The organism is Bradyrhizobium oropedii, from assembly GCF_020889685.1.
In the GTDB taxonomy this organism is placed as follows: Bacteria; Pseudomonadota; Alphaproteobacteria; order Rhizobiales; family Xanthobacteraceae; genus Bradyrhizobium; species Bradyrhizobium oropedii.
This window is the reverse complement of record NZ_JACMYO010000485.1, coordinates 1-604: the sequence shown is the minus strand read 5'-3', so window position 1 is coordinate 604 and position 604 is coordinate 1. Positions and strand designations below refer to the sequence as shown.

Annotated in this window: 1 protein-coding gene; it reads right to left on the bottom strand. The window is 53.8% G+C overall.

The window, feature by feature from the left end:
* Positions 1–172 precede the first annotated feature (172 nt).
* Positions 173–604: MaoC/PaaZ C-terminal domain-containing protein (locus H8A95_RS43415; protein ID WP_229188504.1), on the bottom strand; the 432-nt coding region annotated here is incomplete at its 5' end.

Below are 604 nucleotides of genomic sequence, written 5' to 3'. Positions count from 1 at the left end.
ATCGCTTTTGCTCATGCGGGCTACTGGCTGCACTTGGCGCGAGCTCCATCACCTTGAGGCGTGGCCCCAACTACCGATGTCCGCTTGTGACCCCAAAAGAGACATTTGGGGCGTCTGCCGCTTAAACCAATACGACCGACGCGCAAGCGCGCCGAACGTTCCTACAGACGTCTTAGGTCGACGATTTCGCATCTGGTCGGCGCGCAAGGAGGACCGTGTTGATGCATTGCAATACTATTTCGCGTTTTTGATTGCGCAGGTATATCTGGTTGCCGACAATACCCCTATCGGAGTTCGATTTCGACTCGCGCTTCTCTAAAACGGTGACTTCAAGGTAAAGCCCATCTCCCGGACGCACAGCGGTCGGCAACCTGAGTTCATCCCAGCCGAGTGCCGCAAGAATACGGAGCGAAGGTTCCGTCTTGGTCAACAATAAAATAAGTATCGAGAATGTGTGGGCACTCGATGCTGTTAGTCCCCCGAAAACTGAACGCGCAGCAGCTTGCTCATCGATATGGAAGGGTTGCGGATTGTACTTCGTGGCGAATTCAACGATTTCGTCCTTCGAGACGAAGTAAGGGCCAGCCGTACGTCTATTGCCAAC